Origin of the sequence: Janibacter sp. FSL W8-0316, from assembly GCF_038004165.1 — a bacterium.
Classification (GTDB): Bacteria; Actinomycetota; Actinomycetes; order Actinomycetales; family Dermatophilaceae; genus Janibacter; species Janibacter indicus.
The window spans coordinates 576,901-600,902 of the sequence record NZ_JBBOQX010000001.1; the positions used below are offsets into that span (position 1 = coordinate 576,901).

30 protein-coding genes are annotated in these 24,002 nt (G+C 70.8%); 13 read left to right on the plus strand and 17 right to left on the minus strand.

All coding sequences use genetic code 11. The annotated features are described in order from the left end of the window. Both NYE39_RS02785 and NYE39_RS02790 read left to right on the plus strand, forming a co-directional pair. On the plus strand, positions 1–831 hold the full coding sequence (locus NYE39_RS02785) for a competence protein CoiA family protein (protein ID WP_143445581.1): 831 nt from the start codon (positions 1–3) through the stop codon (positions 829–831). A gap of 157 nt (positions 832–988) precedes the next feature. Continuing rightward, complete coding sequence (locus tag NYE39_RS02790) at positions 989–1,234, plus strand: hypothetical protein (RefSeq protein ID WP_143445582.1); 246 nt, start codon at positions 989–991, stop codon at positions 1,232–1,234. Here the strand turns inward: NYE39_RS02790 and NYE39_RS02795 are convergent. The 9 genes from NYE39_RS02795 to NYE39_RS02835 all read right to left on the minus strand — a co-directional run bounded on the left by NYE39_RS02795 (position 1,207) and on the right by NYE39_RS02835 (position 6,821). Further along, entirely contained in the window at positions 1,207–1,563 is a 357-nt protein-coding gene (locus tag NYE39_RS02795) for a hypothetical protein (protein WP_084452000.1), read from the minus strand. The two genes, NYE39_RS02790 and NYE39_RS02795, sit on opposite strands and share 28 nt — an antisense overlap. Positions 1,564–1,943: 380 nt before the next feature. Continuing rightward, positions 1,944–2,735, minus strand: a complete 792-nt coding sequence (locus tag NYE39_RS02800; RefSeq protein WP_084452004.1) for a protein NO VEIN domain-containing protein — start codon at positions 2,733–2,735, stop codon at positions 1,944–1,946. Beyond that, the gene (locus NYE39_RS02805) at positions 2,732–3,049 is read right to left on the minus strand and encodes a hypothetical protein (protein WP_084452006.1); all 318 of its coding nucleotides are present in this window, start codon (positions 3,047–3,049) and stop codon (positions 2,732–2,734) included. Before NYE39_RS02805 ends, NYE39_RS02800 begins: the two co-directional genes overlap by 4 nt. After that, positions 3,049–3,303 (minus strand): hypothetical protein, encoded by a 255-nt coding sequence (locus tag NYE39_RS02810; RefSeq protein ID WP_084452008.1) that lies wholly within the window; start codon positions 3,301–3,303, stop codon positions 3,049–3,051. The genes NYE39_RS02805 and NYE39_RS02810 overlap by 1 nt, the downstream gene beginning before the upstream one ends. A 63-nt stretch (positions 3,304–3,366) precedes the next feature. Next, positions 3,367–4,077, minus strand: coding sequence for an RES domain-containing protein (locus tag NYE39_RS02815; protein ID WP_159451209.1), 711 nt, complete (start codon positions 4,075–4,077; stop codon positions 3,367–3,369). Positions 4,078–4,085: 8 nt separating this feature from the next. Further along, complete coding sequence (locus NYE39_RS02820; RefSeq protein ID WP_084452012.1) at positions 4,086–4,487, minus strand: hypothetical protein; 402 nt, start codon at positions 4,485–4,487, stop codon at positions 4,086–4,088. Positions 4,488–4,584: 97 nt separating this feature from the next. After that, positions 4,585–5,658, minus strand: a complete 1,074-nt coding sequence (locus NYE39_RS02825) for an FUSC family protein (RefSeq protein ID WP_341011789.1) — start codon at positions 5,656–5,658, stop codon at positions 4,585–4,587. Positions 5,659–5,685: 27 nt separating this feature from the next. Beyond that, positions 5,686–6,072, minus strand: coding sequence for a VOC family protein (locus tag NYE39_RS02830; RefSeq protein WP_341011790.1), 387 nt, complete (start codon positions 6,070–6,072; stop codon positions 5,686–5,688). Positions 6,073–6,359: 287 nt separating this feature from the next. Continuing rightward, positions 6,360–6,821 carry an Lrp/AsnC family transcriptional regulator gene (locus NYE39_RS02835; protein WP_341011791.1) on the minus strand — a complete coding sequence of 154 codons (462 nt, stop codon included), beginning with the start codon at positions 6,819–6,821 and terminating at the stop codon, positions 6,360–6,362. 112 nt (positions 6,822–6,933) lie between these two features. Between NYE39_RS02835 and NYE39_RS02840 the strand changes: the two genes are divergently transcribed. The 7 genes from NYE39_RS02840 to NYE39_RS02870 all read left to right on the plus strand — a co-directional run bounded on the left by NYE39_RS02840 (position 6,934) and on the right by NYE39_RS02870 (position 10,878). Next, positions 6,934–7,281 (plus strand): hypothetical protein, encoded by a 348-nt coding sequence (locus tag NYE39_RS02840; protein ID WP_341011796.1) that lies wholly within the window; start codon positions 6,934–6,936, stop codon positions 7,279–7,281. A gap of 126 nt (positions 7,282–7,407) precedes the next feature. Next, on the plus strand, positions 7,408–7,701 hold the full coding sequence (locus NYE39_RS02845) for a hypothetical protein (RefSeq protein WP_341011797.1): 294 nt from the start codon (positions 7,408–7,410) through the stop codon (positions 7,699–7,701). Positions 7,702–7,782: 81 nt separating this feature from the next. Beyond that, the gene (locus tag NYE39_RS02850; protein WP_341011798.1) at positions 7,783–7,935 is read left to right on the plus strand and encodes a hypothetical protein; all 153 of its coding nucleotides are present in this window, start codon (positions 7,783–7,785) and stop codon (positions 7,933–7,935) included. A 78-nt stretch (positions 7,936–8,013) separates the two neighbouring features. Further along, on the plus strand, positions 8,014–8,457 hold the full coding sequence (gene arfB / locus NYE39_RS02855) for an alternative ribosome rescue aminoacyl-tRNA hydrolase ArfB (protein ID WP_341011799.1): 444 nt from the start codon (positions 8,014–8,016) through the stop codon (positions 8,455–8,457). Positions 8,458–8,794: 337 nt separating this feature from the next. Continuing rightward, positions 8,795–8,941, plus strand: coding sequence for a hypothetical protein (locus NYE39_RS02860; RefSeq protein WP_341011800.1), 147 nt, complete (start codon positions 8,795–8,797; stop codon positions 8,939–8,941). Positions 8,942–9,020: 79 nt separating this feature from the next. Next, on the plus strand, positions 9,021–10,397 hold the full coding sequence (locus NYE39_RS02865) for an APC family permease (RefSeq protein WP_341011801.1): 1,377 nt from the start codon (positions 9,021–9,023) through the stop codon (positions 10,395–10,397). A gap of 1 nt (position 10,398) precedes the next feature. After that, positions 10,399–10,878, plus strand: coding sequence for a universal stress protein (locus NYE39_RS02870; protein WP_341011802.1), 480 nt, complete (start codon positions 10,399–10,401; stop codon positions 10,876–10,878). A gap of 53 nt (positions 10,879–10,931) precedes the next feature. On the opposite strand, the gene NYE39_RS02875 is transcribed toward NYE39_RS02870, so the two are convergent. Beyond that, positions 10,932–11,513 carry a hypothetical protein gene (locus NYE39_RS02875; RefSeq protein ID WP_341011803.1) on the minus strand — a complete coding sequence of 194 codons (582 nt, stop codon included), beginning with the start codon at positions 11,511–11,513 and terminating at the stop codon, positions 10,932–10,934. A gap of 125 nt (positions 11,514–11,638) precedes the next feature. Here NYE39_RS02875 and NYE39_RS02880 point away from each other — a divergent pair, with 125 nt between their 5' ends. Together NYE39_RS02880 and NYE39_RS02885 are read left to right on the plus strand one after the other, a co-directional pair. Continuing rightward, entirely contained in the window at positions 11,639–12,472 is an 834-nt protein-coding gene (locus NYE39_RS02880; RefSeq protein ID WP_341011804.1) for an NYN domain-containing protein, read from the plus strand. A gap of 98 nt (positions 12,473–12,570) precedes the next feature. Then, a complete protein-coding gene (locus NYE39_RS02885; RefSeq protein ID WP_341011805.1) occupies positions 12,571–13,938 on the plus strand; it encodes a D-alanyl-D-alanine carboxypeptidase family protein in 1,368 nt (455 codons plus the stop codon). Here NYE39_RS02885 and NYE39_RS02890 read toward each other — a convergent pair whose 3' ends face one another. Continuing rightward, the gene (locus NYE39_RS02890; RefSeq protein WP_341011806.1) at positions 13,939–15,297 is read right to left on the minus strand and encodes an MFS transporter; all 1,359 of its coding nucleotides are present in this window, start codon (positions 15,295–15,297) and stop codon (positions 13,939–13,941) included. 251 nt (positions 15,298–15,548) lie between these two features. Here NYE39_RS02890 and NYE39_RS02895 point away from each other — a divergent pair, with 251 nt between their 5' ends. Beyond that, positions 15,549–15,905, plus strand: a complete 357-nt coding sequence (locus NYE39_RS02895) for an RNA polymerase-binding protein RbpA (protein ID WP_341011807.1) — start codon at positions 15,549–15,551, stop codon at positions 15,903–15,905. Positions 15,906–15,984: 79 nt separating this feature from the next. Here NYE39_RS02895 and NYE39_RS02900 read toward each other — a convergent pair whose 3' ends face one another. Genes NYE39_RS02900 through NYE39_RS02915 form a run of 4 tightly spaced genes read right to left on the minus strand, consistent with a single transcriptional unit; the run spans position 15,985 to position 19,283 of the window. Continuing rightward, positions 15,985–16,518, minus strand: a complete 534-nt coding sequence (locus tag NYE39_RS02900; RefSeq protein ID WP_083546084.1) for an FxsA family protein — start codon at positions 16,516–16,518, stop codon at positions 15,985–15,987. Continuing rightward, the gene (locus tag NYE39_RS02905) at positions 16,503–17,291 is read right to left on the minus strand and encodes a polyprenol monophosphomannose synthase (RefSeq protein ID WP_341011808.1); all 789 of its coding nucleotides are present in this window, start codon (positions 17,289–17,291) and stop codon (positions 16,503–16,505) included. Before NYE39_RS02905 ends, NYE39_RS02900 begins: the two co-directional genes overlap by 16 nt. Then, the gene (lnt, locus tag NYE39_RS02910; protein ID WP_341011809.1) at positions 17,284–18,870 is read right to left on the minus strand and encodes an apolipoprotein N-acyltransferase; all 1,587 of its coding nucleotides are present in this window, start codon (positions 18,868–18,870) and stop codon (positions 17,284–17,286) included. The genes NYE39_RS02905 and lnt overlap by 8 nt, the downstream gene beginning before the upstream one ends. Continuing rightward, the gene (locus tag NYE39_RS02915; protein WP_072624604.1) at positions 18,861–19,283 is read right to left on the minus strand and encodes an Lrp/AsnC family transcriptional regulator; all 423 of its coding nucleotides are present in this window, start codon (positions 19,281–19,283) and stop codon (positions 18,861–18,863) included. The genes lnt and NYE39_RS02915 overlap by 10 nt, the downstream gene beginning before the upstream one ends. Positions 19,284–19,318: 35 nt before the next feature. Here NYE39_RS02915 and NYE39_RS02920 point away from each other — a divergent pair, with 35 nt between their 5' ends. Next, a complete protein-coding gene (locus NYE39_RS02920) occupies positions 19,319–20,251 on the plus strand; it encodes a 5'-3' exonuclease (protein ID WP_341011810.1) in 933 nt (310 codons plus the stop codon). 14 nt (positions 20,252–20,265) lie between these two features. Here the strand turns inward: NYE39_RS02920 and NYE39_RS02925 are convergent, their stop codons facing one another. Both NYE39_RS02925 and NYE39_RS02930 read right to left on the minus strand, forming a co-directional pair. After that, complete coding sequence (locus tag NYE39_RS02925) at positions 20,266–23,070, minus strand: DEAD/DEAH box helicase (protein ID WP_341011811.1); 2,805 nt, start codon at positions 23,068–23,070, stop codon at positions 20,266–20,268. A 22-nt stretch (positions 23,071–23,092) separates the two neighbouring features. Further along, complete coding sequence (locus NYE39_RS02930; protein WP_341011812.1) at positions 23,093–23,998, minus strand: diacylglycerol kinase family protein; 906 nt, start codon at positions 23,996–23,998, stop codon at positions 23,093–23,095. Between the last annotated feature and the right edge of the window lie 4 nt (positions 23,999–24,002).

The following is a 24,002-nucleotide window of genomic DNA, read 5'->3' on the forward strand; positions in this document are numbered from 1 at the left end:
GTGCCACTGACGGCGCAGCATGCCTCGACCGGCGTGCTCGACGCAACCGTTGATCCGCTCGGCGAAGGGGTGCCCTGGGAGGCGATCCACCGGGCGCGGCCTCGCGCGCCCCTGACCTGCCGCGAGTGCGGGCATGGGCTTCACGCCAAGGTCTCGCCCAAGGGCCTGCGGTTCTTCGCCCACGACCGTGCCGCGCCGACCTGCTCCCTGGTGGGCGAGACGATGGCCCACCGGCTGCTCAAACTGCAGCTGGCCTCAGCCATTCGCGATACCGGCTGGTACGCCGAGCTCGAGGTCGCCGGGGACGGCTGGCGGGCCGACGTGCTCGCGACCAGCCCCGACGGCGCCCGGCGGATGGCTTGGGAGGCTCAGCTGGCGCAGATCACCGTCGACGAGCTGCGCGAGCGCACCGCTCGGATGGAGGCTTCCGGCGTGCCGGTGTGCTGGGTCACCGACCGCGAGCGGCCGTGGATCGGAGCGGTCCCCGCCATCCGGCTGTCCCTGGCCGACGAGTCCGGGCCGCCTGTGGCTGTGGATGCCAAGGTCGTCGACGGGACCGGGGTATTCCGCGAGGCGTGGTGTCCGCGCCGGCGCTGCGAGAACGACGGCGGTGCCCCCGGTCCTTGTCCGGGGCACGGCTGGTGGCGCCCGGTTGAGCCGGACGTGGACCTCAGCGTGTTCGTCGCCGGCGTGCTGGCGGGCACGATCAGAGCGCACCGGACCCCTAGGTACAGCAGGTTCTTCCTGGAGTCCGCACGGATCGTGTGGACCACCCGGCCTCACGTGATCACCGAGCGCGCCCCAGCTGGAAGCCAGCGAGCGCCGCCGTGAACACGACGACCTGGCGACCGCGGAGCACGAGCGCCACCTGGCCGCGATCGCGGCCAAGCTCGCCCGCCAGCAGGCACTCACGCCGCCGGCCGTCGAGCTCGTCGGCCGAGAGGCGCGCGGCTACGTCGGCGTGCGAGACGCGACGCCAGAGTGGGCGATGGGCGTGCCCCTGTTCGTCCACGACATGCCGCAGGGCGTGATCAGCCCGGTGCTCAGCAGGATCTCGACCGAGGTGCGTGCGCGGCTCATGGGCCTGCCCCTGTTCGTCGCCACTGAGGCGGAGCGGCGGGCCCTTGCACGGGCATGCGGCCCCGAGCAGCGGATCGTGCTGCTCGAGGTCGAGATCCCGGACCAGCCGCGCCCGCCGACGGCGATCTACAGGAGGGCCGGGCGGGTGCGGTAGACCTGCACCTGGTCGCGCAGCTCGTTGCTAGCGATCGCCAGCCCCGCGTACGCCGCGGCCGCGGCCGCCAGATTGAACGACGACGCCGGCGTGCAGACGACGTCTGAGGCGCTCAACGACCCCGCCTCCAACCGGTCGGCGAAGGTGTCCGCAGCCGCGGCTGCGTCAGCTGCGTGCTGGGAGATCTCTGACGGAACCGGCTTGCCCGTGCCGGAGACGAAGGCCTCCCAGACGAACAGCTCGGCCTCGCCAGCCAGCCAGGGCTCGGGCCTGGTCGTGCAGCGCAGCCCGGGGATTCCGGAGCCAACCCGCTCGAGCACCCACGCCATCTGCACCAGCCCCGTGGCCAGGGCGCCGCTGCCGGCGCCGGCCGACCAGGGCCTTCGAGCGTCCGTCGACGGTCTCGCCCTGGCGCGCCTGCCCCAGCGTCCTCCAGCCGTCGACGGGGCCGACCGGACTGACAGGGACCATCAGGGGAGCCTCGAACCCGAGCGCCACCGGCACACCGGCGTCGAGCGCCTCGAGGACCGCGAGCGCCGCCCCCTCAGGGTGGCTGCCACCCTCACCGACTGGCCGCCTTCCGGGAAGGTCGAGGGCGCCCCAGGCGAAGTTGGAGCGGACTGAGCCGACGTCGACTGCGACCACGCGTGTCTCCATCAGCGCATCATCCACGACCGACGTGGTCGGTGCTCACGGCCAGGGGCTGAGGTCACTGGGAGAGGTTGACCCGGTAGACGGTGGGGTCGGCGGCCGCGGTGACAGACTCGCGCTCGAACTCGAGGAGCGTCGGATCGGTGAGCGCGTTGGTCACCACGGCCAAGAGCCAGTCGGGATCGGTCCCGGCGCTGCGCAGCTCGTTGCGGGTGAGCAGGATCGAGGGCAGCGAGCTCGAGACGCCCTTGACCTCGAGGTGGCGCGCCTGGCCGTCGCGCTCCGCGGTCAGGTCCCAGCCGCACTTGAGGTGTGCGACGCGGGTGACTGTCCAACCGGCCGCTTCGTAGTGGCGCTGGACCACCGCCTCGGCGGCCAGCTCGACCTTGCGGTTCGTGACTGCATCTCCGAAGCCGGCTCCCCAGGACCCGACGGCGATCGTGCTCGAGGTTTCGCGTGGGTCGCCGGGATGGACTGGGGTCTCGATCGGACCGCTGTACTCGCGAACGAGCACTGGCACCGACCGTGGGTGCGTCCGGTAGCCCAGGCCGCGCTCCGTGAGGACCTTGACCAGGTCAGTGCGGAGCGGGATGAGCCGTTCGCGGGTCTCCTTGCCGATCTTGAGCAGCTCGGCCCACAAGGTCATGATGTTGCCGGGGGAGCGATGCCATTCGTCGTCGTGGGGCGCTGCGGTGTCCCACAGGTAGGCGTGGAGGAGCGTGACGAGTTCTTCCTGCTCCTCGGGGCGGTAGAGCTTGAGCGGCACCCGGGCGCGGCCGAGCTCGTCGGCTCGGCTCAGTCCGGCCCGGATGAGGTCAACGAGGCGGCCGTTGGAGTCGTGCGAGCTCACGGGCGATCGCTCGACGAGCCTTGTGGGTACTCGACGCCGAAGTGGTCTGCGATGAGGCCGGTCGTCTCACAGCCCCAGGTCGAGCGGCGATCCATGGGGTCCGGGTCGTCATCGAGTGAGTCGCAAACGCCCGTGCCGGCACCGCAGTCGCGGTGCAGCGCCAGGAGTTTGCGGGCGAGCGGGTCGTTGATCGTGTTGAGGCGACGCATCGCGTCCACCCACCGAGAGACTGGCGCGGGCGAGTCGTCGACCTCGTGCGCGACGTCCATGTGCCAGGCCGCGCTGGCCTCCTCGTCGTACTCGTAGCGGGTCATCAGCGCATCCCGAAGTACGAGGTGATCCGGTCGACCTGCTTCTGGTCCAGCAGAGCCGGTCGACAGGCCCCGTAGGCGTTGGTCAGGTCGATGACGAGCTGGCGGGTCTGGTCGAGGCTGAGGTCGATGGTGACCGTCTCGCCGTCGGTGCTGGTGACTTTGAGGTCGACGCGCTGGACGTCCTCATCGACGTAGCGGGCATGAGCCCCGATCTTCTTGGCCCTGATGGCCTCACCGCGCTTGAAGAGTCCCACGGGTTAATCGTGGCACGCCGACCCCTTGCGCAGGGGTGGAACGGCTTGTGCCAGCTGGGCTGCTCAGTGGGTCGACCAGCGGAGGCCGAGGATCCGGAGAGCCTCTTGGACGTCTGAGTGCTCAGGGGAGAGCGCGTGGTGCTCGATCGCGTCGAGGGTCCGGCTGATCGCGGGGTCCTCGGCTCGCTCGAAGATGGCCCAGAGGGCGAGGTCGTCACCGTGCCTGGAGGCGAAGGTGACGCCGTCGAGCTCAGTGCTGGCGTGCAGGTAGGTGGCCACAGACTGGGTGAGTGCCCTCGGGCGCCCGTCCTTGAGCGCCGCAGCGTCGAAGTCGTGCAGGTTCAGCATGTGAGCGAGGGCGACGAACTGCGGCCGCAGCGCGGCGATGGACTCGGCCGCCGTGACGGCACAGAAGCGGCCGGTCAGTGTCGCACTCGCCGCTGAACGAGGCTCCAGCCACGAGTAGGAGATCTCGCCGGCCCGCGCGGTCGGATACACCGCCCCGTCTTCGTCGTCCTCCACGATGTCGTCCAGCTCGAGCGCGAGCGTCGGGTCCGGCCTGAAGCCGGCGAGTACCTCGAGCAGGCAGGCCAGAAGCGTGGAGCCGGCATAGATGGTGCGGAAGTTGCCCTGCCGGTCGTCCCAGCGACCGTGGAACCGGCCGTCGGCGCCGGCCCACTCCCAACCCGACCACGCCCAGGGCTCCGGCTTGAAGCCGACCCGCCAGACCTCCTCGGCCGCGTCGACGACGACCAGCTGGGGCGCCTCAGCCACCGGCGACGTCATCCGGCAGCGGCGAACGCGCGCGCGGCTGCCAGGACGCTGGGGCCGACCTGCTCGAGGTCGCCTTCACGCAGCAGCCGTGCCGGCGCGACGTCGTCGAGCCGCGGGTTCATGCCCTGGAACCATGCCTGGACGACCGCGGCCGAGTCCTTGCCGCGCAGCAGTGCTGCGATCCGGTAGGCCATCCGCAGTCGGTTGACCACGTCGGTCGACGGCGTGCGCGCGTCGCCGGCGTCGGCCCACTGCCGCACCGCCCGGGTCTCCTGGACCGAGCCCAGGTAGGCAACCAGCTTGGCGCCGAGCAGGTCACGCAGCCGCTCGACGAGTTCCGGCGTGGCCAGCCGCACCGACTCTTCGTAGGCGCGCAGGTCGCCGCGGGCGATGGTCGACTGAGTGCTCATACCTGCAGTGTGCCACGCGCCGCAGTCGAATCCAATACCTAATCCCGCATCGAATCACACCTTAAATCACACTGCCGATAACATAGATTATGTCAGTTCAGTCGGAGCTGCTCGAGTGGCCCTGCCCCCCACGACCGTCGGCGCCCAGCTCGTGCCGGATGCGCCGCAGGTCCTCCATGAGCGAACCCACGAGCACCCACCGCATCCCCTGCGGTGCACTCGTGTCGAGCGGCTCGGTCAGCGCGGGCTGGGTGTCGTCCAGCGCGTCCGGCGACGTCCGCGGCACGGCCAGGCGCAGCTTCAGCCGGGTGTCGTGCGCGGCCCGCCGCAGCTCCTCGGAGATGCCGACGACCAGGGGTTCCTCCCGGACGCCCTCGTCGTAGTGGTCGACGTAGGCCCGGGTCATCCCCCGCACCTGGGTACCGACCTTGTTGAGCATGTCGAGCGTGTCGCGCAGCGCTTCGAGCTCTCCGCGGTAGCGAGCGGCGCGCGGGTTGAGCAGCAGCGAGTCCTCCGCCGCGTCGATGGCCTCCGTCGCCTTGTCGCGAAGGGGGTGCAGCCGCCGGGCGTCGTGGAGCAGGAGCAGGCGACCAGGTCGCGTCTTGCGGGAGACGAGCGCATCGGCCAGACGTTCGAGGGCTTCTGCCGTCTCCTCCCCCAGCAGATCGAGCGCCGTACGCGCCGGCGCCAGCGCGACCGGAGGGACGAGCAGCAGGTGCACGACGATGCCGATGACAGCACCGATCATCGTCTCGACGATGCGGATCGTGGCGTAGTCCGGTGTCGATGCTCCGAGGGTGAGCACGAGCAGTGCGGTGATCGCGATCTGGATCCCCGATCCGCTCGTCAGCCGCAGCGCCCACGACAGCACGAGTGCCGCGCTCACCGCGAGCAGCACCACCCACGACGATGTCCCGAGCACGACCCCCATGCCGGTCGCCAGGAAGACCCCGGCCACCACGCCGACGCTGCGCTCGACCCCCTTCGTCAGGGACTGGTTGAGACTCGGCTGCACGACGAGCATCGCGGCGATCGCGCCGAAGACCGGCGGCGGACCGTCGGTGATCAGCAGGTCGCAGACGATCCAGGCGACGATGGTCGCCAGGGCGGTCTTGGCGACCTGCAGGAGTGGGTCGCGTGCGGAGGCGCGCACGGCCGCGGTCAGGCGCATGGCCTCACCGTAGGCGGTCGGTGCGGGTCATCCGCGCTTGGCCACGAGCTCGACGAGCGTGCCGGCCGGGTCCAGCACGACGGCATTGCGGTTGTCGTTGCCGGTGTCGTGCGGCTCGGTGTGGCCGACGACGCCTCGGGACGTGAGGTCCCGGTAGGTCGCGTCGACGTCGTCCACCCAGAAGACGAGGTTCATCGCCGGGCTGCCGACCTGTGCCTCGAGACCGTGCACCCGTCGTGCCGCCTCGGCGCTGCTGATCGCGAGGACGAAGCCGTCCGCGGCGAGCTCCACGTGCTCGGGCACGCCCTCGGTCGGTGTGCCGAAGGTTTCCGTGACCCCCAGGCGCCCGACGTAGAACTCGAGCGCCTCGAGGACGTCGCGGGTGAAGACGTTGACGAGGCCCGAGGTGATCACGAGTTCACGCTAGCGCCGCGGCGCGCGCTCAGCGCGTCGTCGGGGCGATGGAGAACTCGTTGCCCTCGGGATCGGCGAGCACGACGTGCCCCTCCTCCGGGAGCTGCCCGACGTCGACATGCGAGGGCCCCGGCACCAGTGCCCGCGCAAGGTCGAGTCCTGTTCTGCCGCAGTCGCGCTCGTGAGATCGACGTGGGCTCTGCCCAAGCCTCGATGCACGTCGGGCCGTCGACGGAAGTGGATGGGGAGGTCCCTCGGGTCGTCCGGGACAACGGACTTTCGGTTGCCTACTCGAGCCCGGCAAGTCCCCCGGGATCGATCTCGAGGTCGTGCAGCACCATCCGGGACCTGATCGCCACGACGCCGTGGTCGGCGCGCAGCCGGTCGACGATCGACTCGAACTCCGCGGCGTCACGACAGGCCAGCCGCAGCTCGTAGTCGTAGTCGCCGGTGAGGCGTGACCCGGCGACGACCTGCGGGATCGCCGCGAGGCTGGCAGCAAACTCTCTGCGGATCGTGGGCTCACGCAACCGCACCTCGCTCACCATGGTCAACGGCCGACCCAGGGCCGCCGCATCGAGCTCGGCACGGTAGCCACGGATCACGCCGGTCGCACGCAGGTGACGCACGCGCTCGGCCACCGAGCTGGCGGACAGGCGCACCTCACGGGAGAGCTCCTGGTAGGTCGCGCGTCCATCATGGACGAGGTGGCTGAGGATCTGTCGGTCGAGGCGGTCGGGCTGGCTCACCGTGACATCATCGCCCATATCTCGATCTCGCCGCGATCATCCCGGCAGGTGGCCCGTGGATGGTCCGATGTCCGTCCCCTCCACGGCCGGCCCCCGACAAGGGTGGTGCCACGTGGAAACCATCGCCCTGCGTCTCATCCTCCCTCCCCTCGTCATCGTGTTCGCGAGCCTCGCGCAAGGTCGCCTCGGTGATCGCCTCGGGGGCCTCGTCGTCGGACTCCCCCTCACCTCCGGCACCTTCCTGTGCCTGCTCCACCTGTCGCACGGCTCCGAGGCGCTTGCCCACGGCGCCGTCGGCCTGCTCGGCGGTCAGGTCGCGGTCGTCGCCATGTGCGTCACCTATGCGATCGCGGCCCCACGCCACTCCCCCGCCGTTGCCCTGGGCGCGGCCCTCGTCGCCTGGGTGGTGGGCGTCGCCATCGCGAGGACGCTCGTGGAGGGAGTCCTCGTCACCGCCTGACTCCATGCACTTGTCGCCCTCGCTGCGCTGGCCGGGTGGCCACGTTCCGACACTGCGGACACGGCCGTCCCCTCCCGGAGTGCACGGCACGATCTCCTCGTCCGGGTCGCCATCCGTTCCGGTCTCGTGATTGCGCTGACCGCGGCCGTCGAGACCCTGGGCTCAAGTCTCGCCGGGACGCTGGCGGCGGCCCCCCTCGTCGCGCTCGCGCTCTCGCCGTCCACCCATGCGCAGCGCGGGGCGCGGGCCGTGCAGGACCTCTTGGGCGGGGTGGTCCGGGGCTCGCTCGGGGCGGCCGCCTTCGGTCTCGTCGTGGCCTGCACCGCAGGCCATCTCGGGGGGCTGGCCCTCCTCGTCGCGACGGCGGTCTGTCTCGCCACGGTCGCGCTCGTTGGTCGCGTCGATAGTCTGCGGCCGTGAGCCAGCCCGTCGAGTCCGTCGCCGTCGTCGGTGCAGGAGCCATGGGGGCCATGTACGAGGCCCACTTCGTCGAAGGGGGTCGTGCACCTCACTCGTCGCCTCGGGCGAGCGGGCCCGACGGCTGCGGCCGACGGCCTGCTCGTCAACGGCACTCCCCTGCCGGCCGGCGTGCTCGACCCCGGCGCCGATCTTCCCAAGCCGGTCGACCTCGTGCTCGTGGTGCTCCTCCGGTAGGTCGCGCTCGAGCGCAGCGCAGGCCTCGTGCGGCCCGCGCGTGACCAGCACACCCGGTCGGAATGAGACCCTCGTGGGGTGAGCGAGCTGCGCGTGCCCCCCGGGCCCGGGATCCCCGCCGGCCTCGTCGTGCCCGCGGGCGAGCTCACCGAGCAGTTCAGCAGGGCCGGCGGACCCGGCGGCCAAGGGGTCAACACGACCGATTCGCGCGTCCAGCTCTCCCTCGACCTCGCCACCACGAGCGCGCTGACCGACCGTCAGCGCGAGCGGGCGGCGCGCCTGTCGACCCGTCTCGTGGGTACCACCCTCACCGTCGACGCGTCGGAGCACCGTGCGCAGCGACGCAACCGCAGTGCTGCACGTGAGCGGATGGCCGCGCTGCTGCGCGAGGCGCTGGCACCTCCTCCCCCGTCTCGTCGGGCCACGAAACCGACCCGAGGGTCGCAACGGCGGCGGCTGGCCGCAAAGACCCGGCGGGGCGAGATCAAGCGTGGCCGGTCCAGGCCCTCGCGTGATGACTGACGTGATGTCATCCATGTTTCGTCCCGGGTGAACTGGTTACGCCGAATTAACCGCCCCCAGTTGCAGGCAGAATTCTCCTCTACTGAAATAGAAATGCATCGCCGAACGGTGAATGCATCTCGATGAGAAGGGTATTGAAGATGCTGTCTGGACCCCTGGCCGAACTCCTGTCGTCCGTCGCCGGCCTGGCGACCGATCTGCTCCACCTGCTGGGCCTCTGACCTCCGAGCTCGCCTCTGCGGCAGGAGCCCCCGAGCCGATCATCGTGGCGCGGGGGCTCCTGCGTGTATCGCCGACGGGCGCTACTCCTCCCCGGTCGCCAGCCCTGGAGGCGCGCATGATCACATTCATTGGTGGAATTCCTCGCGCATCTCACGCCAATCTTTTGACCATTCTTCTTAAGCTGCTGCAATTGTCATATGGCGCGGCCATCCAGGGGCTCGATCGGCGTTCTTGCGACACGCTGCTGACGCCCTCCATTTGACAGCCGGCGTCATCGGCTGTGGTGTGGATCACAGACGAAGCCGCCGCAGCGGTGGCCCGCTCACGAGGAAGGCCAAGGCATGTCCGTCGACACGACCGGACCGGAAGGCACACCAGCGGTCAACGAGGACTCCGAGCTCAAGCAAGGGGTCAGCGGTCGCCTCCTCTACTTCTACGTGCTCGGAGACGTCCTCGGATCTGGCATCTATGTCCTCATCGGCCTCGTCGCCGGCGCGGTGGGCGGCGCCTTCTGGGCCGCCTTCGCCGTCGGAGTCACGGTCGCCACGATCACCGGGCTCGCCTACGCGGAGCTGGTGACGAAGTACCCGCAGGCCGCAGGAGCCGCCCTCTACGTCAACAAGGCCTTCAAGAACAAGACCCTGACCTTCTTCATCACCTTCTGCATGCTGTCCGCGAGCTATGCGGCGGCCGGCTCGCTCGCGACCGGGTTCGCCCAGTACTTCGGCGAGGTGTGGGAGGCGGCTCCGGCGCTCGTCGTCGCCCTGGCCTTCATCGTCGCCCTCGCGATCATCAACTTCATCGGCATCACCGAGTCCGTCGTCGCCAACATGATCATGACCTTCGTCGAGGTCACCGGCCTGATCATCGTGCTCGTCATCGGGGTCGTCGCGACCGCCCAGGGCAAGGTCGAGTTCGGCCGGATCACCGAGTTCTCGACCGACAGCAACCCTGCCCTCGGCCTGCTCGCGGGCGTGGCCCTGGCCTTCTTCGCGATGACGGGCTTCGAAAACGCGGCCAACCTCGCCGAGGAGACACGCAACCCTCGCCGCGACTTCCCCCGAGCGCTCATCGGCGGCATGGCGACCGCCGGTGTCCTCTACGTGCTCATCGCCATCACCGCCGCGGTCACCGTCCCCATCCAGCAGCTCGCCGAGTCCGACGCCGCGCTGCTCGAGGTCGTCAAGACGGGGATCCTGCCGCTCTCCGTCGCCGTGCTGACGATCATCTTCGCGATCATCGCGATGGTGGCGATCACCAACACCTGCCTCGTCTGCCTCGTGACGGAGTCCCGCATCCTCTACGGCATGGCACGCGAGGACGTCGTCCCCGCCCCCTTCGCCAAGGTGAGCAGCCGGCAGGTGCCGTGGCTGGCGATCCTCTTCTCCGTCGTCGTCATCGCCGCGCTGCTCGTCTCCGGAGCCGACCTGGCCCAGCTGGCCAATGTCACGGTCGTCTTCACGCTGCTGATCTACGCCCTCGTCATCGTCTCGGCGGTCAAGCTCGATCGTCATGACCGCACCGACGAGACCTTCAGGGCGCCACGGGTCCTGCTCGCGATCGGTGTCGTCGCCAACTTCCTCATCCTCGGCTACGTCATCTACGACGACCCCGGGTCGCTCCTGTACTGCGCGGCGCTGCTCGGCGTCGGCGTCGTCCTCTTCATCGCCGAGCGGCTGCTCGGCGGCGGCACCCCCACCACCGATCTGGAGAGCTGACATGCACGTGCTCATCGCCACCGACGGCTCCCGGCAGTCCCTACGGGCCGCCCGCCACTTCAAGTCCTTCGCGGACCCGGGCAAGGTCGAGCAGATCCTCGTCCTGGCGGTCACCAGGCCTCTGGCGAGCGTCTCCTTCGTCGACGAGATCTCGGCCGACGCCAAGGCCCCCAGGCAGCTCACGGGGAGCTCCTTCAAGGCGGAGGCGGAGGCAGCGGTCGCGGTCATCGCCGCGGAGTTCGACGACTGGTCGGAGACGACCAGGGTGCGCACCCGGGTGCGCAGCGGCACGCCCTCCTCCGAGATCATCCGAGCGGCCAAGGTGTCGGGCATCGAGCTGATCGTCGTGGCCAGCGGCAGCCGCGGACTGACCGACAAGGTCTTCATCGGCAGCACGGCACAGCGGGTGCAGAGCACCGCTCCCTGCCCGGTGCTCGTCGTCCGCCCGGTCCCCCGACAGCGCCGCCGCACCAAGGCGTGAGTTCGGCTGGGGCACCGGTCGCGACTCGACGCGACCGGTGGCCCAGCCCTCGCTCAGGCCCCGAAGGTCGTCACGAGGACCGACGCGCTCGTCGGGGTCTTCCCCCCGAGCAGGCCGGTGACCCGACCGGACCCGTTGCGCACGGTCAGGTCCGGGCCGAAGGAGTGCTCACCGCCGGGGTCGGCGGCGTAGAAGCGCAGCGTGCTCTTCAGGGTGCGCGCCTTGCCCGAGCGCGCGGCGAAGGTCCCGCTCATGTTGGCCGAGCGACCCGTGCTCGAGACGTAGGCCGACGAGGCGGAGTTGCGCATCGGGGTCGTCGCCGCCAGCTCGCACCCGGCCGGGGCGGAACCCGTCGGGGGCACGGTGACCCCGCTGGCGCAGCGGAAGGACTCGACGTTGACGTAGTTCTGCTGGTTCTTGCCGAAGTCGGCGGTGGTGCCGCGCTTCATCAGCACGGACACCCGGTGGGCGGTGCCCGGGAAGCCGGCGAAGGACCCGTCGTAGATGCCGACGTAGGTGACGGTCGACATCTGGGGCGGCGTCGAGGTGGTCTCGGCGGACACGGCGCTACCGGCCGCGACGGTGGCGGCAGCGATGGCGGACGAGAGGGCGATGGTGCGTCGGGACAGGCGCATGACAGGACTCCTGCGAGGCGAGGTGGGTGTGGCGGATCCGGCGCCCGATCTCACTCTCCCGGGCCCGTCGTCCGGCTGCAGTATGTCCCCCTTCGCGCTCCTGCACCAGAGGGTAGGTTGCGGGCATGGACGACCCCAGCAGCTCGACCCGCATCGCCGTCCTCATCGACTGCGACAACGTCTCCGCCAAGCACACCGCCGCGGTGCTCGAGGAGCTTGCGAAGTACGGCACCCCGACCGTCAAGCGGGCCTACGGCGACTGGACGACCTCGCAGCTCGGCGGGTGGAAGCCTGAGCTGCACCGCAATGCCATCCAGCCGGTCCAGCAATTCGCCTACACCGTCGGCAAGAACTCCACCGACAGCGCGCTCATCATCGACGCGATGGACCTGCTGTGGCAGGGCAATGTCGAGGCCTTCGCGCTCGTCTCGTCCGACTCGGACTTCACCCGGCTGGCGACGCGACTGCGCGAGTCCGGCAAGCGGGTCTACGGACTCGGTCTGCGCAAGACCCCGGAGTCGCTGCGGCGTGCGGTCGACCAGTTCATCTTCCTCGAGCTGCTGCAGGAGCAGGCCCGTGACGACGACTCCGGCCAGGACGAAGGGAGGTCCCCCTCCCCTGCCGAGGACGGCGGCGAGCCCGAGACGACGATCAACCTCCAGTCCGCGCTGACCAAGGCGATCAACGCGACCTCGGGCGACGACGGCTGGAGTGCGCTCGCACTCGTCGGTCAGCACCTCAGCCGGGCGCACGCCGACTTCGACCCACGGACCTTCGGCCACCAGAAGCTCTCCAGCCTCGTCGAGGAGCAGCCCTACCTCGAGACCCGCGCCGAGGGCTCCCAGCGGCAGGTGCGTCTGCGCACCCGCGCCCGCAAGACCGCTCCCGCCAGCCGTTCGGCGAAGAAGGCGACGACCACGAAGACCACCTCGGGCAGGTCGGCGGCGTCCACCGACTGACCGCGAGCTCGCTCGACGAGGCCGCGGTCACGCGGACGTGTACGTGACGCCGCGGCGGGCCTAGGATGACCCGGGTCTGACCCTTCCCAGGAGAACTCATGCGATCTGGCATCCGCCGCCGCGGCGGCGCGACCAGCGCGGCCATCGCGCTGTGTCTGGCCACCGGTCTTGCCGCCTCGTCGGCGTCGGCCGAGCCTGTCGACCCCACGACTCCCGTGACCGAGACGGTCGAGCCGACCACGGCTCCCGCGACCGAGCCCACGGACGACGGGACGGCCGCCGATCCCAGCACGGCCTGGTCGGTGGACGAGAGCTCTCCCGTGGGCGATGCCAACGACACCCCGCTCTCCTCCGGGGACCTTGAGGACCAGATCGCCGAGGCCGACCGCCTGACCGCCGACCTGGTCAAGAACAACAAGGACATCGCCGCTGCGGTGAAGTCGCTGAAGTCCTACTCGACCAAGGCCAACAGCCTGCTGCAGAAGAAGGCCAAGGCCCGCGACGAGTACACCGCCGCGAAGTCGGAGGCGGACACCGCGCAGCGCGAGCTCGACAAGTACCGCAACCGCCTGGCCAAGGGCCGCAAGGACTTGCGCAGCTGGGCCTTCGACACCTACACCCAGGCCGGGGGCTACAGCGACACGATGACGATGATTGGCACGATGACCGACGGCTCGAAGACCTCGGGCGACTCGGCGGGTGACCTGAGCTATCTGACCGACGAGCGCATCCGCACCGTCGACCTGGTCCGCGAGGACACCGTCACCAAGGCGTCGTTGACGAAGAAGAAGGACAAGGCGCTGAAGAAGGCCGCGAGCGCCAAGCGACGTGCCGACCGGGCCAAGGAGCGCGCCGACGCGGTGCTCAAGGAGCGCAAGAGCGAGCTGGAGTCCCTGCGGCGCAAGCACGCCGAGGAGCTCAAGGAGGCCGGCCCGATCGTCAACGCCCTGATCAGCCAGCCCGACGACCGCGCCCAGGGGGCGAGCGACCGCCTCACCTCCGCGCTCAAGGAGCTCGGTCAGGACGTCAGCCAGTTCGAGGGGTCCAAGCCCTGCTCGACCAACATGGGCACGTACCCCAACGGCCAGATCCCCCCGAGCGGGCTGTGCCCGCTGCTCGGCGGGCCCGGCGAGTCGCTGCGCCCCGATGCCGCCGCGGCCTTCAACGCGATGAGCAAGGCCTACCAGCGCGACACCGGCCACCTGCTGTGCATCACCGACAGCTACCGCTCCTACGCCGAGCAGGTCGTCACCAAGCAGCAGCGTGGCGGGTGGGCGGCCACACCGGGCAGGAGCAACCACGGTCTCGGCAAGGCGCTCGACCTGTGTGGTGGCGTCAACTCCTTCGGCCACCCCGCCCATGCGTGGATGCAGCAGAATGCGCCGCTCTACGGGTGGTTCCACCCGTCGTGGGCGGCCGCCGGCGGCTCGCTGCCCGAGCCCTGGCACTGGGAGTACGCCGGCTGATCAGGCCTGGTGCGAGCCGACCTGCTCCTGCGGGGTCTTGACTGGGATGAGCACTGCCAGGCCTGCGATGAGCACGACCGCGATCCCGAGGATCCCCCAGTACTGGGTGTTGTCGTCGCCGGTGATGACGGCACCGAGCCAGATGAAGAGGGCGAAGGCTGCCGGCGACAGGAAGGACACCACGCGCCCGGTCGTCGCGTAGAGGCCGAAGATCTCACCGGAGTGCCCCTCGGGGATGACCCGGGCGAGGAAGCTGCGGGAGGCCGCCTGGGCAGGACCGACGAAGGCGGTCATCGCCAGCCCGAGCGTCCAGAAGACCGTGGCCCCACCGTCGTGGAGCACGAAGATCGCCAGTCCGAGCACGACGAGCGCCACGAGCGAGATGAGGATGACGCGCTTGGGCCCGAGGACGTCGTCGAGGAGGCCGAAGAGCATCGTGGCGACGCCGGCGACGATGTTGGCGGCGGCGCCGAAGATGATCACATCGCCGGCCGACATCCCGAAGGTCCCCGCAGCGAGCACGGCGCCGAAGGCGAAGACTCCCGCGAGGCCGTCGCGGAAGAGTGCCGAGGCGCCGAGGAAGTAGACGGTGTGCGGCGAGCGGGCCCACAGGCGGCGAAGGGAGGCCCACACCAGTCGGTAGGACTCGGCGACCCCGACCCTTGGCGCCTTCTCCCGCGGCTGGTCCTTGAGCACGAAGAAGGTCGGCAGGGTGAAGAGCAGGATCCACAGGCCGCACACGACCATGGAGACCCGGATGTCCAGGCCGTCGGTGTCGGTGACGCCGAAGAGCCCGACCTCGGGCTGGATGAAGACGAAGTACAGCAGGAGCAGCACGAGGATGCCGCCGAGGTAGCCCATCCCCCAGCCGAAGCCGGAGACCCGACCCACGTTGCTCGGTGAGGCGACCTGCTCGATAGAGGCGTTGTAGTTGACGCCCGCGATCTCGGAGATGATCGAGCCGGCGCCCAGCAGGACCAGCCCCAGGACGAGGAAGCTCGGGTCCGGCTGGACGAGGAAGAGCGCGGCCGACACGGCCGCGAGCACCCAGGTCTGCACGCGCAGGTTGCGCACCGTCCGACCGGCCCGGTCGGAGTTCTGCCCCAGGACCGGCGCCAGGAGCGCCACGAGCAGCCCGGACAGGGCGGTCGCGATCGCCAGCGCCGTCGACGTGGTGTTGGTCGGACCGAAGCTCGAGCTGGTCAGGTAGACGGAGAAGACGAACGTCGTGATGACGGTGTTGAAGGGCTGCGAGCCCCAGTCCCACATCGCCCAGCCGAGAATCCGGCCGAAGCCGCCCTGCGGCTCGGCTCGCAGCGCGGTCGTCGGCTCCACGGGGGGTGTCGTCACGTCGGTCACGAGGCGAGGCTAACCGCCCCGAGCGCCTCGATGTGCGCGACACGGTGGGGAGACGCTATCCTGTGGGGTCGCCCCAGGTCGCGCCGCGAGCCGACCGCCAGATCGGGCCCATCCGGAAGGCCCGCCGTGGGCCACGGCGCCGCAACGACGCGAGCAGCCGGAACAGATGATGCTCATTGAGCGTTGTCATGTGACAGGGGCCCGCGCGGCAGGGGCGCGGACATCGCGAGAGACACCAGGAGACTTGCAACATGGCAGAGCGCACGCTGCGCGGAACGCGCATGGTCAGCTTCAGCATGGAGACGACGGACAACGTCGTCCCGAGCGACCGTCAGATCACGACCTACGTCTGTGACGACGGCCACCGCACCGAGCTGCCCTTCTCCGTCGAGGCCGACATCCCCGGCACCTGGGAGTGCCGCTGCGGCAAGCTCGGCAAGCTCCTCGACGGCCCCGAGCCGGAGCTCAAGCCGGCCAAGCACGTCCGCACCCACTGGGACATGCTGCTCGAGCGCCGCTCGATCCCCGAGCTCGAGGAGCTCCTCGAGGAGCGGCTGGACCTCCTGCGCGCCTCCCGTGGCGAGAAGCCGCGCAAGCGCAGCGCCTGAGCCTCGGCTCCCGGCACCACGAAGGGGGCGGCCCACCGATCACGGTGGGCCGCCCCCTTCGTCATGTCGTGCGCACCCCTCAGTCGTCGACGATCTCGCCCTCGACGACGTCGTCATCCCCACCGTCGTGGCGCCGCCGACGACGCACCCGCGCCTCCCCCGGGGCCACCGGCATCCCCGCGGCGAGCAGCCGCCGGGCGATGACGGCCTCGAGCCCGATGCGGGCCACCGGCCGGGTGAAGGGCAGCACGAGCACGAGGCCCAGCACGTCGGAGACGAAACCGGGCAGGGTGAGCAGCGCGCCCCCGAGGAAGACGAGGATCGCGTCGGCGATCTCCCGCGAGGGCATCTCGCCGCTGCGCAGGGCGACCCGCAGGGACTGCCAGGTACGGCGCCCCTCGCGTCGCAGCAGCCACACGCCGAGCGCGGACAGCGCGACGAAGAGCAGGAGCGTCCAGCCGACGCCGATGAGTCGAGCGACGCCGTAGACCGCGAGCACCTCGACGACGAGCCACAGCACCATGGCCAGCGGCACCCACGCCACCCGACGGCGGCGGCGCGGTGCGGGTCCGGGCCCCGTCGGCCCGGACCCGAAGATCACAACCGGTGCCATGTCGGCTCTCGATCGACCAGTCGGCGCAGCTGCTGGCACCGGTGGGCCAGGCCCCAGCGGGTGATCCGGGTCATCGACTCGCGCACGACGTCGCCGTCCATCTTGGAGTCGCCGATCTCTCGCTCGACGAAGGTGATCGGGACCTCGACCACGCGCAGCCCGGCACGCACCGTGCGGACCGTCAGGTCGGTCTGGAAGACGTAGCCGGCGCTCTCGACCTCGTCGAGGCCGATCGTGCGCAGGGTCTCGGCGCGGTAGACGCGGTAGCCGGCGGTCGCGTCATTGACCGGCATGCCCAGGACGAGCTTGATGTACATGTTGCCGGCCATCGAGATGGCCTTGCGGTCTGCGGGCCAGTTGACGATCTTGCCGCCGCGCACGTAGCGCGAGCCGATCACCAGGTCGGCGTCGGCCGCGACGTCGAGCATGTGCGACAGGTGCTCCGGGCGGTGGGAGCCGTCGGCGTCCATCTCGACGATGGCGTCGTAGCCGCGCTCGAGCGCCCACCGGAAGCCGGCGAGGTAGGCGGCACCGAGGCCCTCCTTGCCCTGGCGGTGGATCACCATGACCTGCGGGTCGACTGCGGCCATGTCATCGGCGACCTCGCCGGTGCCGTCGGGAGAGTTGTCGTCGAGGACCACGACATCGGCGGCAGGCACCGACTCGCGGACCCGCTCGACGATGAGCGGCAGGTTGTCGCGCTCGTTGTAGGTCGGGATGAGCACCGCGACCCGCTCGATCGGCGGTCGCTGGGCGTGGGGCTGGTCAGGCACCGGTGGTGGCTTCCTCGGTCTGCTCGGTCGGGCTCGGGTCGGTCCGTGGCTCGCCTCCGACACTACCCGTCGCCCGGTGGCGCAGCCGCCACCCCACCGCGACGAGCAGGCCGAGGCCGCAGGCCCACTCCACCCACGGCCCGAGCCGGTCGGAGAGCGTCAGGCCGCTGCGCAGCACGACGTCGTCGACGGGCTGGGCGGCGGTGAAGAGCTCGGTGGTCGGCGTCGTGCTGCCGTCGGGGTTGACGAACCCGGAGACGCCGACGGTCGACACGTGGGCGACGCTGCGGCCGTGCTCGATGGCCCGGATCCGGGAGATCGCGTACTGCTGCGTGGACTCGGCCGTGTAGCCGAAGGTGGCGTTGTTGGTCTGCACGACGAGGAGGCTGGGGTCCCCCTTCGCCTCCGCGTCCTTGACGGCCGAACGCATCAGACCGTCGTAGGCCACCTCGAAGCAGATCGTCGGCACGGCGGAGAAGTCACCATTGCGGCCGGGGACGGTGAAGGCGGCGTTGCGGTCCCCCTTCGCGAAGCCGACCCGCACGAGGTCGACCTTGGAGCTGAAGAGCCGGTAGAAGTCGCGGTGGGGCACGTACTCGGCGAAGGGGACGGGGTGCTGCTTGACGTAGCGCTCCGGCTCCCCTCCCCCGGGCCGGTAGTACAGCGAGGCATTGGACACCGCCGGTGCCGGCTCGTCGAGGATCGCCCCGACGATGACCGGCACACCGGCCGCCTCGAGAGCCCGCTGCACCTGGGCGCCGGCGTCGGGGTTGCGCAGGGGGTCGATGTCGGAGGAGTTCTCCGGCCAGATGACCAGGTCGAGGTCGTCGTGCCGCTCGGCGAGGCGCTCGGTCCCGACGACGTGGTTGTCGAGGACCTTGCGACGCTCGGCGTTGAAGTCCAGGCCCGCCCGCGGCACGTTGCCCTGGACCAGCCCGACCCGGGCACTCGCGTCCCCGCTCGTCGGCACGGGCACGACGAAGGCGCCGGCCGTGGCCGCGACGGCCAGCCCGAGGGCCACCCACGGCGGGCGACGGGTGACGACGACGAGGACGAGCGGCACCGCGACGAGGGCGACCGCGAGCGTGATGAGCGGCGCTCCCCCGACCGCGGCCCACCGGGCGAAGGGGGTGCCCGCCTGGCTGAAGGCGATGCGGGCCCACGGGAAGCCGCCGTAGGGCAGCGTGCCCCGCACCCATTCCTGGAGCACCCACAGCAGGGGGACGAGCAGCGCGGCCGGCAGTGGGTGCCCGCGGCGCAGCAGGGGCCGCTGCACCGCGGCGAGGACCGCGCCCATCGCGGCGACGTAGAGGGACTCGGTGACGGCCAAGGCCACCCACGGGAAGGTCCCGACGAAGATGCCCGACCAGCTGAGGGTGGGGACGAAGCAGCCGAGCCCCGCGACCAGCCCGAGCAGTGCGCCCACACGCGCGGAGACGTCCCACATGGCGATGCCGGTGATGGCCACCCCGACGATCGCCATGAGGGCGAGGTCGTGGTCAGGGAAGGAGAGCCACAGGCACAGGCCCCCGACGAGGGCCAGGGCCAGACGCACCGGGAGCCGAGAGATCACTCCCACGGCGTCGAGAGCACGACCGTCGTGCGGGTCGAGACGCCACCGCGGTTGCGGACCGTGGCCAGCAGCTCCTCGAGGTCCTGCGGGGTGCCCACCCGCACGCGCAGGAGGTAGTTGGCGTCGCCGGCCACCGAGTAGCACGCGTCGATCTCGGGGATGTCGCGCAGGCGGTCGGGGATGTCGTCGGGCTCGCGGGGGTCGAGAGGCGTCACCGAGACGAAGGCGGTGAGCGGCGTGCCCACGGCGGAGGGGTCGACGACGGCCGCGTAGCCGGTGATGGCCCCCCGCTCCTCGAGGCGTCGCACCCGCTGGTGCACGGCAGAGGTCGACAACCCGATGGCCTTGCCCAGGTCGGTGTAGCTCATGCGTCCGTCCTCGCGCAGGAGGTCGATGATCCGTCGATCCGCCGCTTCCATGGATGAACCATAAGCGAGAGCCGTAGGGTCAGGGCATGTCCGACTCGGCGCCCCGCCTGCTCCTGCTCGACTCCGCCTCCCTGTACTTCCGCGCCTTCTACGGCGTGCCGGCGAGGGCCGAGGCGCCGTCGGGCATCCCGACCAACGCCGTGGCCGGATTCCTCGACATGATCGCCACGCTCATCACCCGCTACCGCCCCACCCACGTCGTGGCGTGCTGGGACGACGACTGGCGGCCGCAGTGGCGGGTCGACGCGATCCCGACCTACAAGGCGCACCGCGTCGCCGACGACCCCGCGGAGGGCGAGGAGGTCCCCGACGAGCTCAGCCCGCAGGTGCCGGTCATCGCCGAGGCCCTGGCCGCCATCGGCATCCCCCGCATCGGTGCCGCCGGCTACGAGGCCGACGACGTCATCGGCACGCTGGCCATGGCCCACCGCGGGCAGATGCCGGTCGACGTCGTCACGGGCGACCGCGACCTCTTCCAGCTCGTCGACGACGCCTCGGGCACCCGGGTCATCTACACCGCCCGGGGTGGGGTGCGCGACCCCGACGTCGTGACCCAGGCCTTCCTCGCGGACAAGTACGCCGTCGCCTCGGGTGACGCCTACGCCGACATGGCCGCGCTGCGCGGCGACACGAGCGACGGGCTGCCGGGAGTCAAGGGCATCGGCGACAAGACCGCGGCCGCGCTCATCGCCGACTTCGGCTCCCTCGCGGGGGTGCGCGAGGCCGTCGCCTCCGGTGACCCCCGGATCAAGGGTGCACGCCGCGCCAACCTCGAGGCCGCGAGCGACTACCTCGACGTCGCCCCGCTCGTGGTCCGGGTGGCGCATGACGTGCCGATCCCCGACGTCGACCTGCGCCTGCCGCCCGACATCGCCGACCCGGCCGCGATGAGCCGGCTCGCCGTCGACCACGGCCTGACCTCCCCCTTCGACCGGATCGCGACTGCCCTGCGGGGCTGAGGCCGAAGGGGAGGTCAGTCCAGCCGGTCGGCGGCGACGACGCCCCGCATCACCTTGTCGACCGCCGTGCGGGCCACGCCGCGCAGGTGCGGCTCGGGCGCGGCGTCGGCCACCTGGTCGAGCAGGTCGACGACCTGCTTGCACCGCCGCACGAAGTCACCTGCGGTGAGGTCCGACCCCGACAGCACCTCGTCGAGCCGGCGCCCGCTGGCCCACCGGTGGACCGTCCAGGCCAGTCCCCCGTCGGGTTCGCCGGTCGCGGGCAGGGCATTGGCCTGCTCGAGGTCCTCGAGCTCGCTCCAGCGGCGAACCATGTCCTGCCACGCGTCGGAGACGTTGTCCGTCGGCATCCTCGGGAAGGGGTCGTGCTCGTCGTGCCGGGGCTCGTGGACGAGCATCGAGACGACGGCCGCCAGCTCGGCGGGGTCGAGGCGCTTCCACGCTCCCCCGCGCAGGCACTCGGCCGCGAGCAGGTCCTTCTCCGTGTAGAGCCGGCGCAGACGGGTGCCGAGGTCGGTGACGCTCTCGCCGTCGTCGCCGAGGTAGCCCATGCGGGTCAGCACGACGCAGATCCGCTCGAAGGTCTGCGCCACGGAGTTGGTCCGGTGCTCGACCTTGCGCTGCAGGGCGGAGGTCTCCCGCTTGAGCTTCCACCAGCGCGCCGCCCAGCGGGCGTGCTCCTCGCGCTCCGGGCACTGGTGGCAGGGGTGCGACTTCAGCTCGCGGCGCAGCTGCTCGAGGCGCTCGTCCTCCCCCTTCGCGCTCTCGACGGCGCGCGCCCGCACGCTCGGGGCGTCCTCGTGGGGCGCCTTGATCCGCAACGTGGCGGCGAGGTCGGAGCGTTGCTTCGCCGACTTCGGGTTGAACCCCCTGGGGACGGCCAGCCGCCCGAGGGGGGTGACCGGACCGTCGAGGTCGGCGGCGGTCAGCCGGCGGATCTGCTGGTGCTCGGTGAGCACGGTCGGTGCCGTCAGCTCGCTCTTGTAGGAGCGTGGCGGGGCGACGACGATCGCGATGCCCGACCGGCGGCCCCCGATGCGGACGATGTCTCCGACGGACAGGGCCTCGAGCGAGACGGCGATCTCGGCGCGACGGTTGGCATTGCGCTTGCGCGAGCCCTCCTTCTCGAGGTCGGAGATGCGCCGCCGCAGCGCGGCGTACTCGCGGAAGTCGCCCATGTGGCAGTGCATGGCCTCGCTGTAGGCCTCGAGCGACTCCTGCTGCTCGCGCACCTTGGTCGCCAGCCCGACGACGGCGCGGTCGGCCTGGAACTGCGCGAAGGAGGTCTCGAGCACCTCCTTGGCCGTCTGGCGGCCCACCTGGGCCACGAGGTTGACGGCCATGTTGTAGGTCGGCCGGAAGCTGGAGCGAAGGGGGTAGGTCCGGGTCGATGCGAGACCGGCCACCGACATCGGGTCCAGCCCGCGTGACCACACGACGAGGGCATGACCCTCGACGTCGATGCCGCGACGGCCGGCGCGTCCGGTGAGCTGCGTGTACTCGGCCGGGGTGATCTCGACGTGCGACTCGCCGTTGAACTTCACCAGCTTCTCCAGGACCACCGTGCGCGCGGGCATGTTGATCCCGAGAGCGAGCGTCTCCGTCGCGAAGACCGCCCGGATGCGCCCTGCCGTGAACAGCTCCTCGACGATCTCGCGGAAGAGCGGGAGCATGCCGGCGTGGTGGGCGGCGAAGCCGCGGGAGATGCCCTCGACGAACTGGTGGTACCCGAGGACGTCGAGGTCCTCCCCCTCGAGGACGGCAGCCCGCTCCTCGACCGTGCGTCGGTTGAGCTCGCCGTCGCGCTCGCTCACCAGACGCACGTCGTTGCCCAGCAGCTGACCGACGGCGCCCTCGCACCCGGCTCGGCTGAAGATGAAGGTGATCGCTGGCAGCAGCCCGTCGCGATCGAGCTCGCGGATGACCTCGGTCCGGGAGGCGGCCCCGCCGAAGCGGCCCCCTCCCCCACCGCGCGGCCCCTGGCCGCCGCGGCCCCGGTCGTTGCGACGCCCGCGTCCGCCGCGACGGTCACGACCACCCCGGTGGCCACCGCGGCCACGCTGGTCGTCCTCGCCGTTACCTCGCACGCGGGCGCGGATGGCATCGAGCAGCTCGGGGTTGACCTTCGCCGGGGTCCCGGCGGAGCCGTCGTCGACGAAGAGGTCGTAGACGTCGCGGCCGACCTGCATGTGCTGCCACAGCGGGACCGGGCGCTCCTCGGACACGATGATCTCGGTGCCGCCGCGCACCTCGGCGAGCCAGGCACCGAACTCCTCGGCGTTGCTCACGGTCGCCGAGAGGGAGACGACCTGGACCGAGCGGGGCAGGTGGATGATGACCTCCTCCCACACGGCGCCGCGGAAGCGGTCGGCGAGGTAGTGCACCTCGTCCATGACGACGAAAGCCAGCGTGTCGAGGGTCGAGGAGCCGGCGTAGATCATGTTGCGCAGGACCTCGGTCGTCATGACGACGACCGGGGCCTCGCCGTTGACCGAGACGTCACCGGTGAGCAGGCCGACGCGGTCGTAGCCGTGGCGGGCGGCGAGCTCGTGGTACTTCTGGTTGCTCAGGGCCTTGATCGGCGTCGTGTAGAAGGCCTTCTGCCCCCGCGCGAGGGCCAGGTGCACGGCGAACTCGCCGACGACCGTCTTGCCCGCGCCGGTCGGGGCAGCGACGAGCACGCCGTGTCCCCCTTCGACCGCCTCGCAGGCCTCCCGCTGGAAGGTGTCGAGCTCAAAGCCCAGGCCCTCGACGAAGGGGGTGAGCTCACTGGCTCGGCGACGGCGGGCGGCGGCAAAGCGTTCGGCGGGCGAGGACATGACCCCACGCTATGCCAGCGCGTCAGCGCACGATCGACAGCGCGCCGCGGGCCGCCTCGACGGTGGCCGGCAGGGGTGCGACGCGCTCGCCGTCGGCGTAGCTGACGATCCGCTCGGTCGCGATGCTCACCCGCGCGCCCCGCACGATCTCGACGGCCGGGTGCGTCGTGTGGGTACCGGAGAAGACCTTGGGGAAGACCGACAGGAAGGTCGGGATGGGGATGTCGTGGACGATGACGACGTCGAGCAGACCGTCGTCGACCTCGGCTGCCGGGGCGACCTTCATGCCGCCGCCGAAGGCCCGGCCGTTGGCGATGCACACGAGCATCCCGTCGACCTCGCGCTCGACACCGTCGATCGTCAGGTCGTAGTGGATGGCACCGAAGACCGGGAGCTCACGCAGGATCGCGAGGTTGTACCGCTGCGGCCCCCGGGGCCAGGACATGCGGTTGGCCCGCTCGTTGACCACGGCGTCGAAGCCGCAGGACAGGACGCCGAGGTAGACGCGGACCGGTTCACCGTCGGGGCCGCTCACCCGCCCCAGGTCCATGGTGCGCACCGAGCCCTGCAGGATCCGCTGGACCGAGGCCTCGACGTCCTGCACGGGCAGCCCGAGCTCACGGGCGTTGTCGTTGCCGGTGCCGACCGCCACGATGCCGAGCGGGACGTCGGTGTCGGCGCAGATGTTGGCACCGAGCCCGGCGGCCCCGTCACCGCCGGCGACGGCGAGCAGGTCGATGTCGCCCGTGGCCACGGCTCGGCGTGCCTTGGCCTCGGCCCGCGCGGCGTCGAGGCCGGTGAGATCGACGACCTCACGTCCGCCGGCCTCGAGGAGGTCGGCCACCCGGGTGCCGATCTGCTCCCCGCGGTGCTTGCCGGCGGTGGGGTTGACGAGCAGGCCGATGCGGGCGGCGGTCACACGGGTCATGGAC

Coding starts and splice junctions, on each gene's coding strand:
- NYE39_RS02790 (WP_143445582.1), top strand. CDS start 989: ATGGGCGTGCCCCTGTTCGTCCACGACATGCCGCAGGGCGTGATCAGC.
- NYE39_RS02795 (WP_084452000.1), bottom strand. CDS start 1,563: ATGGCGTGGGTGCTCGAGCGGGTTGGCTCCGGAATCCCCGGGCTGCGC.
- NYE39_RS02805 (WP_084452006.1), bottom strand. CDS start 3,049: ATGACCCGCTACGAGTACGACGAGGAGGCCAGCGCGGCCTGGCACATG.
- NYE39_RS02820 (WP_084452012.1), bottom strand. CDS start 4,487: ATGAGCACTCAGTCGACCATCGCCCGCGGCGACCTGCGCGCCTACGAA.
- NYE39_RS02825 (WP_341011789.1), bottom strand. CDS start 5,658: ATGCGCCTGACCGCGGCCGTGCGCGCCTCCGCACGCGACCCACTCCTG.
- NYE39_RS02860 (WP_341011800.1), top strand. CDS start 8,795: ATGATCACATTCATTGGTGGAATTCCTCGCGCATCTCACGCCAATCTT.
- NYE39_RS02865 (WP_341011801.1), top strand. CDS start 9,021: ATGTCCGTCGACACGACCGGACCGGAAGGCACACCAGCGGTCAACGAG.
- NYE39_RS02870 (WP_341011802.1), top strand. CDS start 10,399: ATGCACGTGCTCATCGCCACCGACGGCTCCCGGCAGTCCCTACGGGCC.
- NYE39_RS02875 (WP_341011803.1), bottom strand. CDS start 11,513: ATGCGCCTGTCCCGACGCACCATCGCCCTCTCGTCCGCCATCGCTGCC.
- NYE39_RS02880 (WP_341011804.1), top strand. CDS start 11,639: ATGGACGACCCCAGCAGCTCGACCCGCATCGCCGTCCTCATCGACTGC.
- NYE39_RS02885 (WP_341011805.1), top strand. CDS start 12,571: ATGCGATCTGGCATCCGCCGCCGCGGCGGCGCGACCAGCGCGGCCATC.
- NYE39_RS02895 (WP_341011807.1), top strand. CDS start 15,549: ATGGCAGAGCGCACGCTGCGCGGAACGCGCATGGTCAGCTTCAGCATG.
- NYE39_RS02900 (WP_083546084.1), bottom strand. CDS start 16,518: ATGGCACCGGTTGTGATCTTCGGGTCCGGGCCGACGGGGCCCGGACCC.
- NYE39_RS02915 (WP_072624604.1), bottom strand. CDS start 19,283: ATGGAAGCGGCGGATCGACGGATCATCGACCTCCTGCGCGAGGACGGA.
- NYE39_RS02920 (WP_341011810.1), top strand. CDS start 19,319: ATGTCCGACTCGGCGCCCCGCCTGCTCCTGCTCGACTCCGCCTCCCTG.
- NYE39_RS02925 (WP_341011811.1), bottom strand. CDS start 23,070: ATGTCCTCGCCCGCCGAACGCTTTGCCGCCGCCCGCCGTCGCCGAGCC.
- NYE39_RS02930 (WP_341011812.1), bottom strand. CDS start 23,998: ATGACCCGTGTGACCGCCGCCCGCATCGGCCTGCTCGTCAACCCCACC.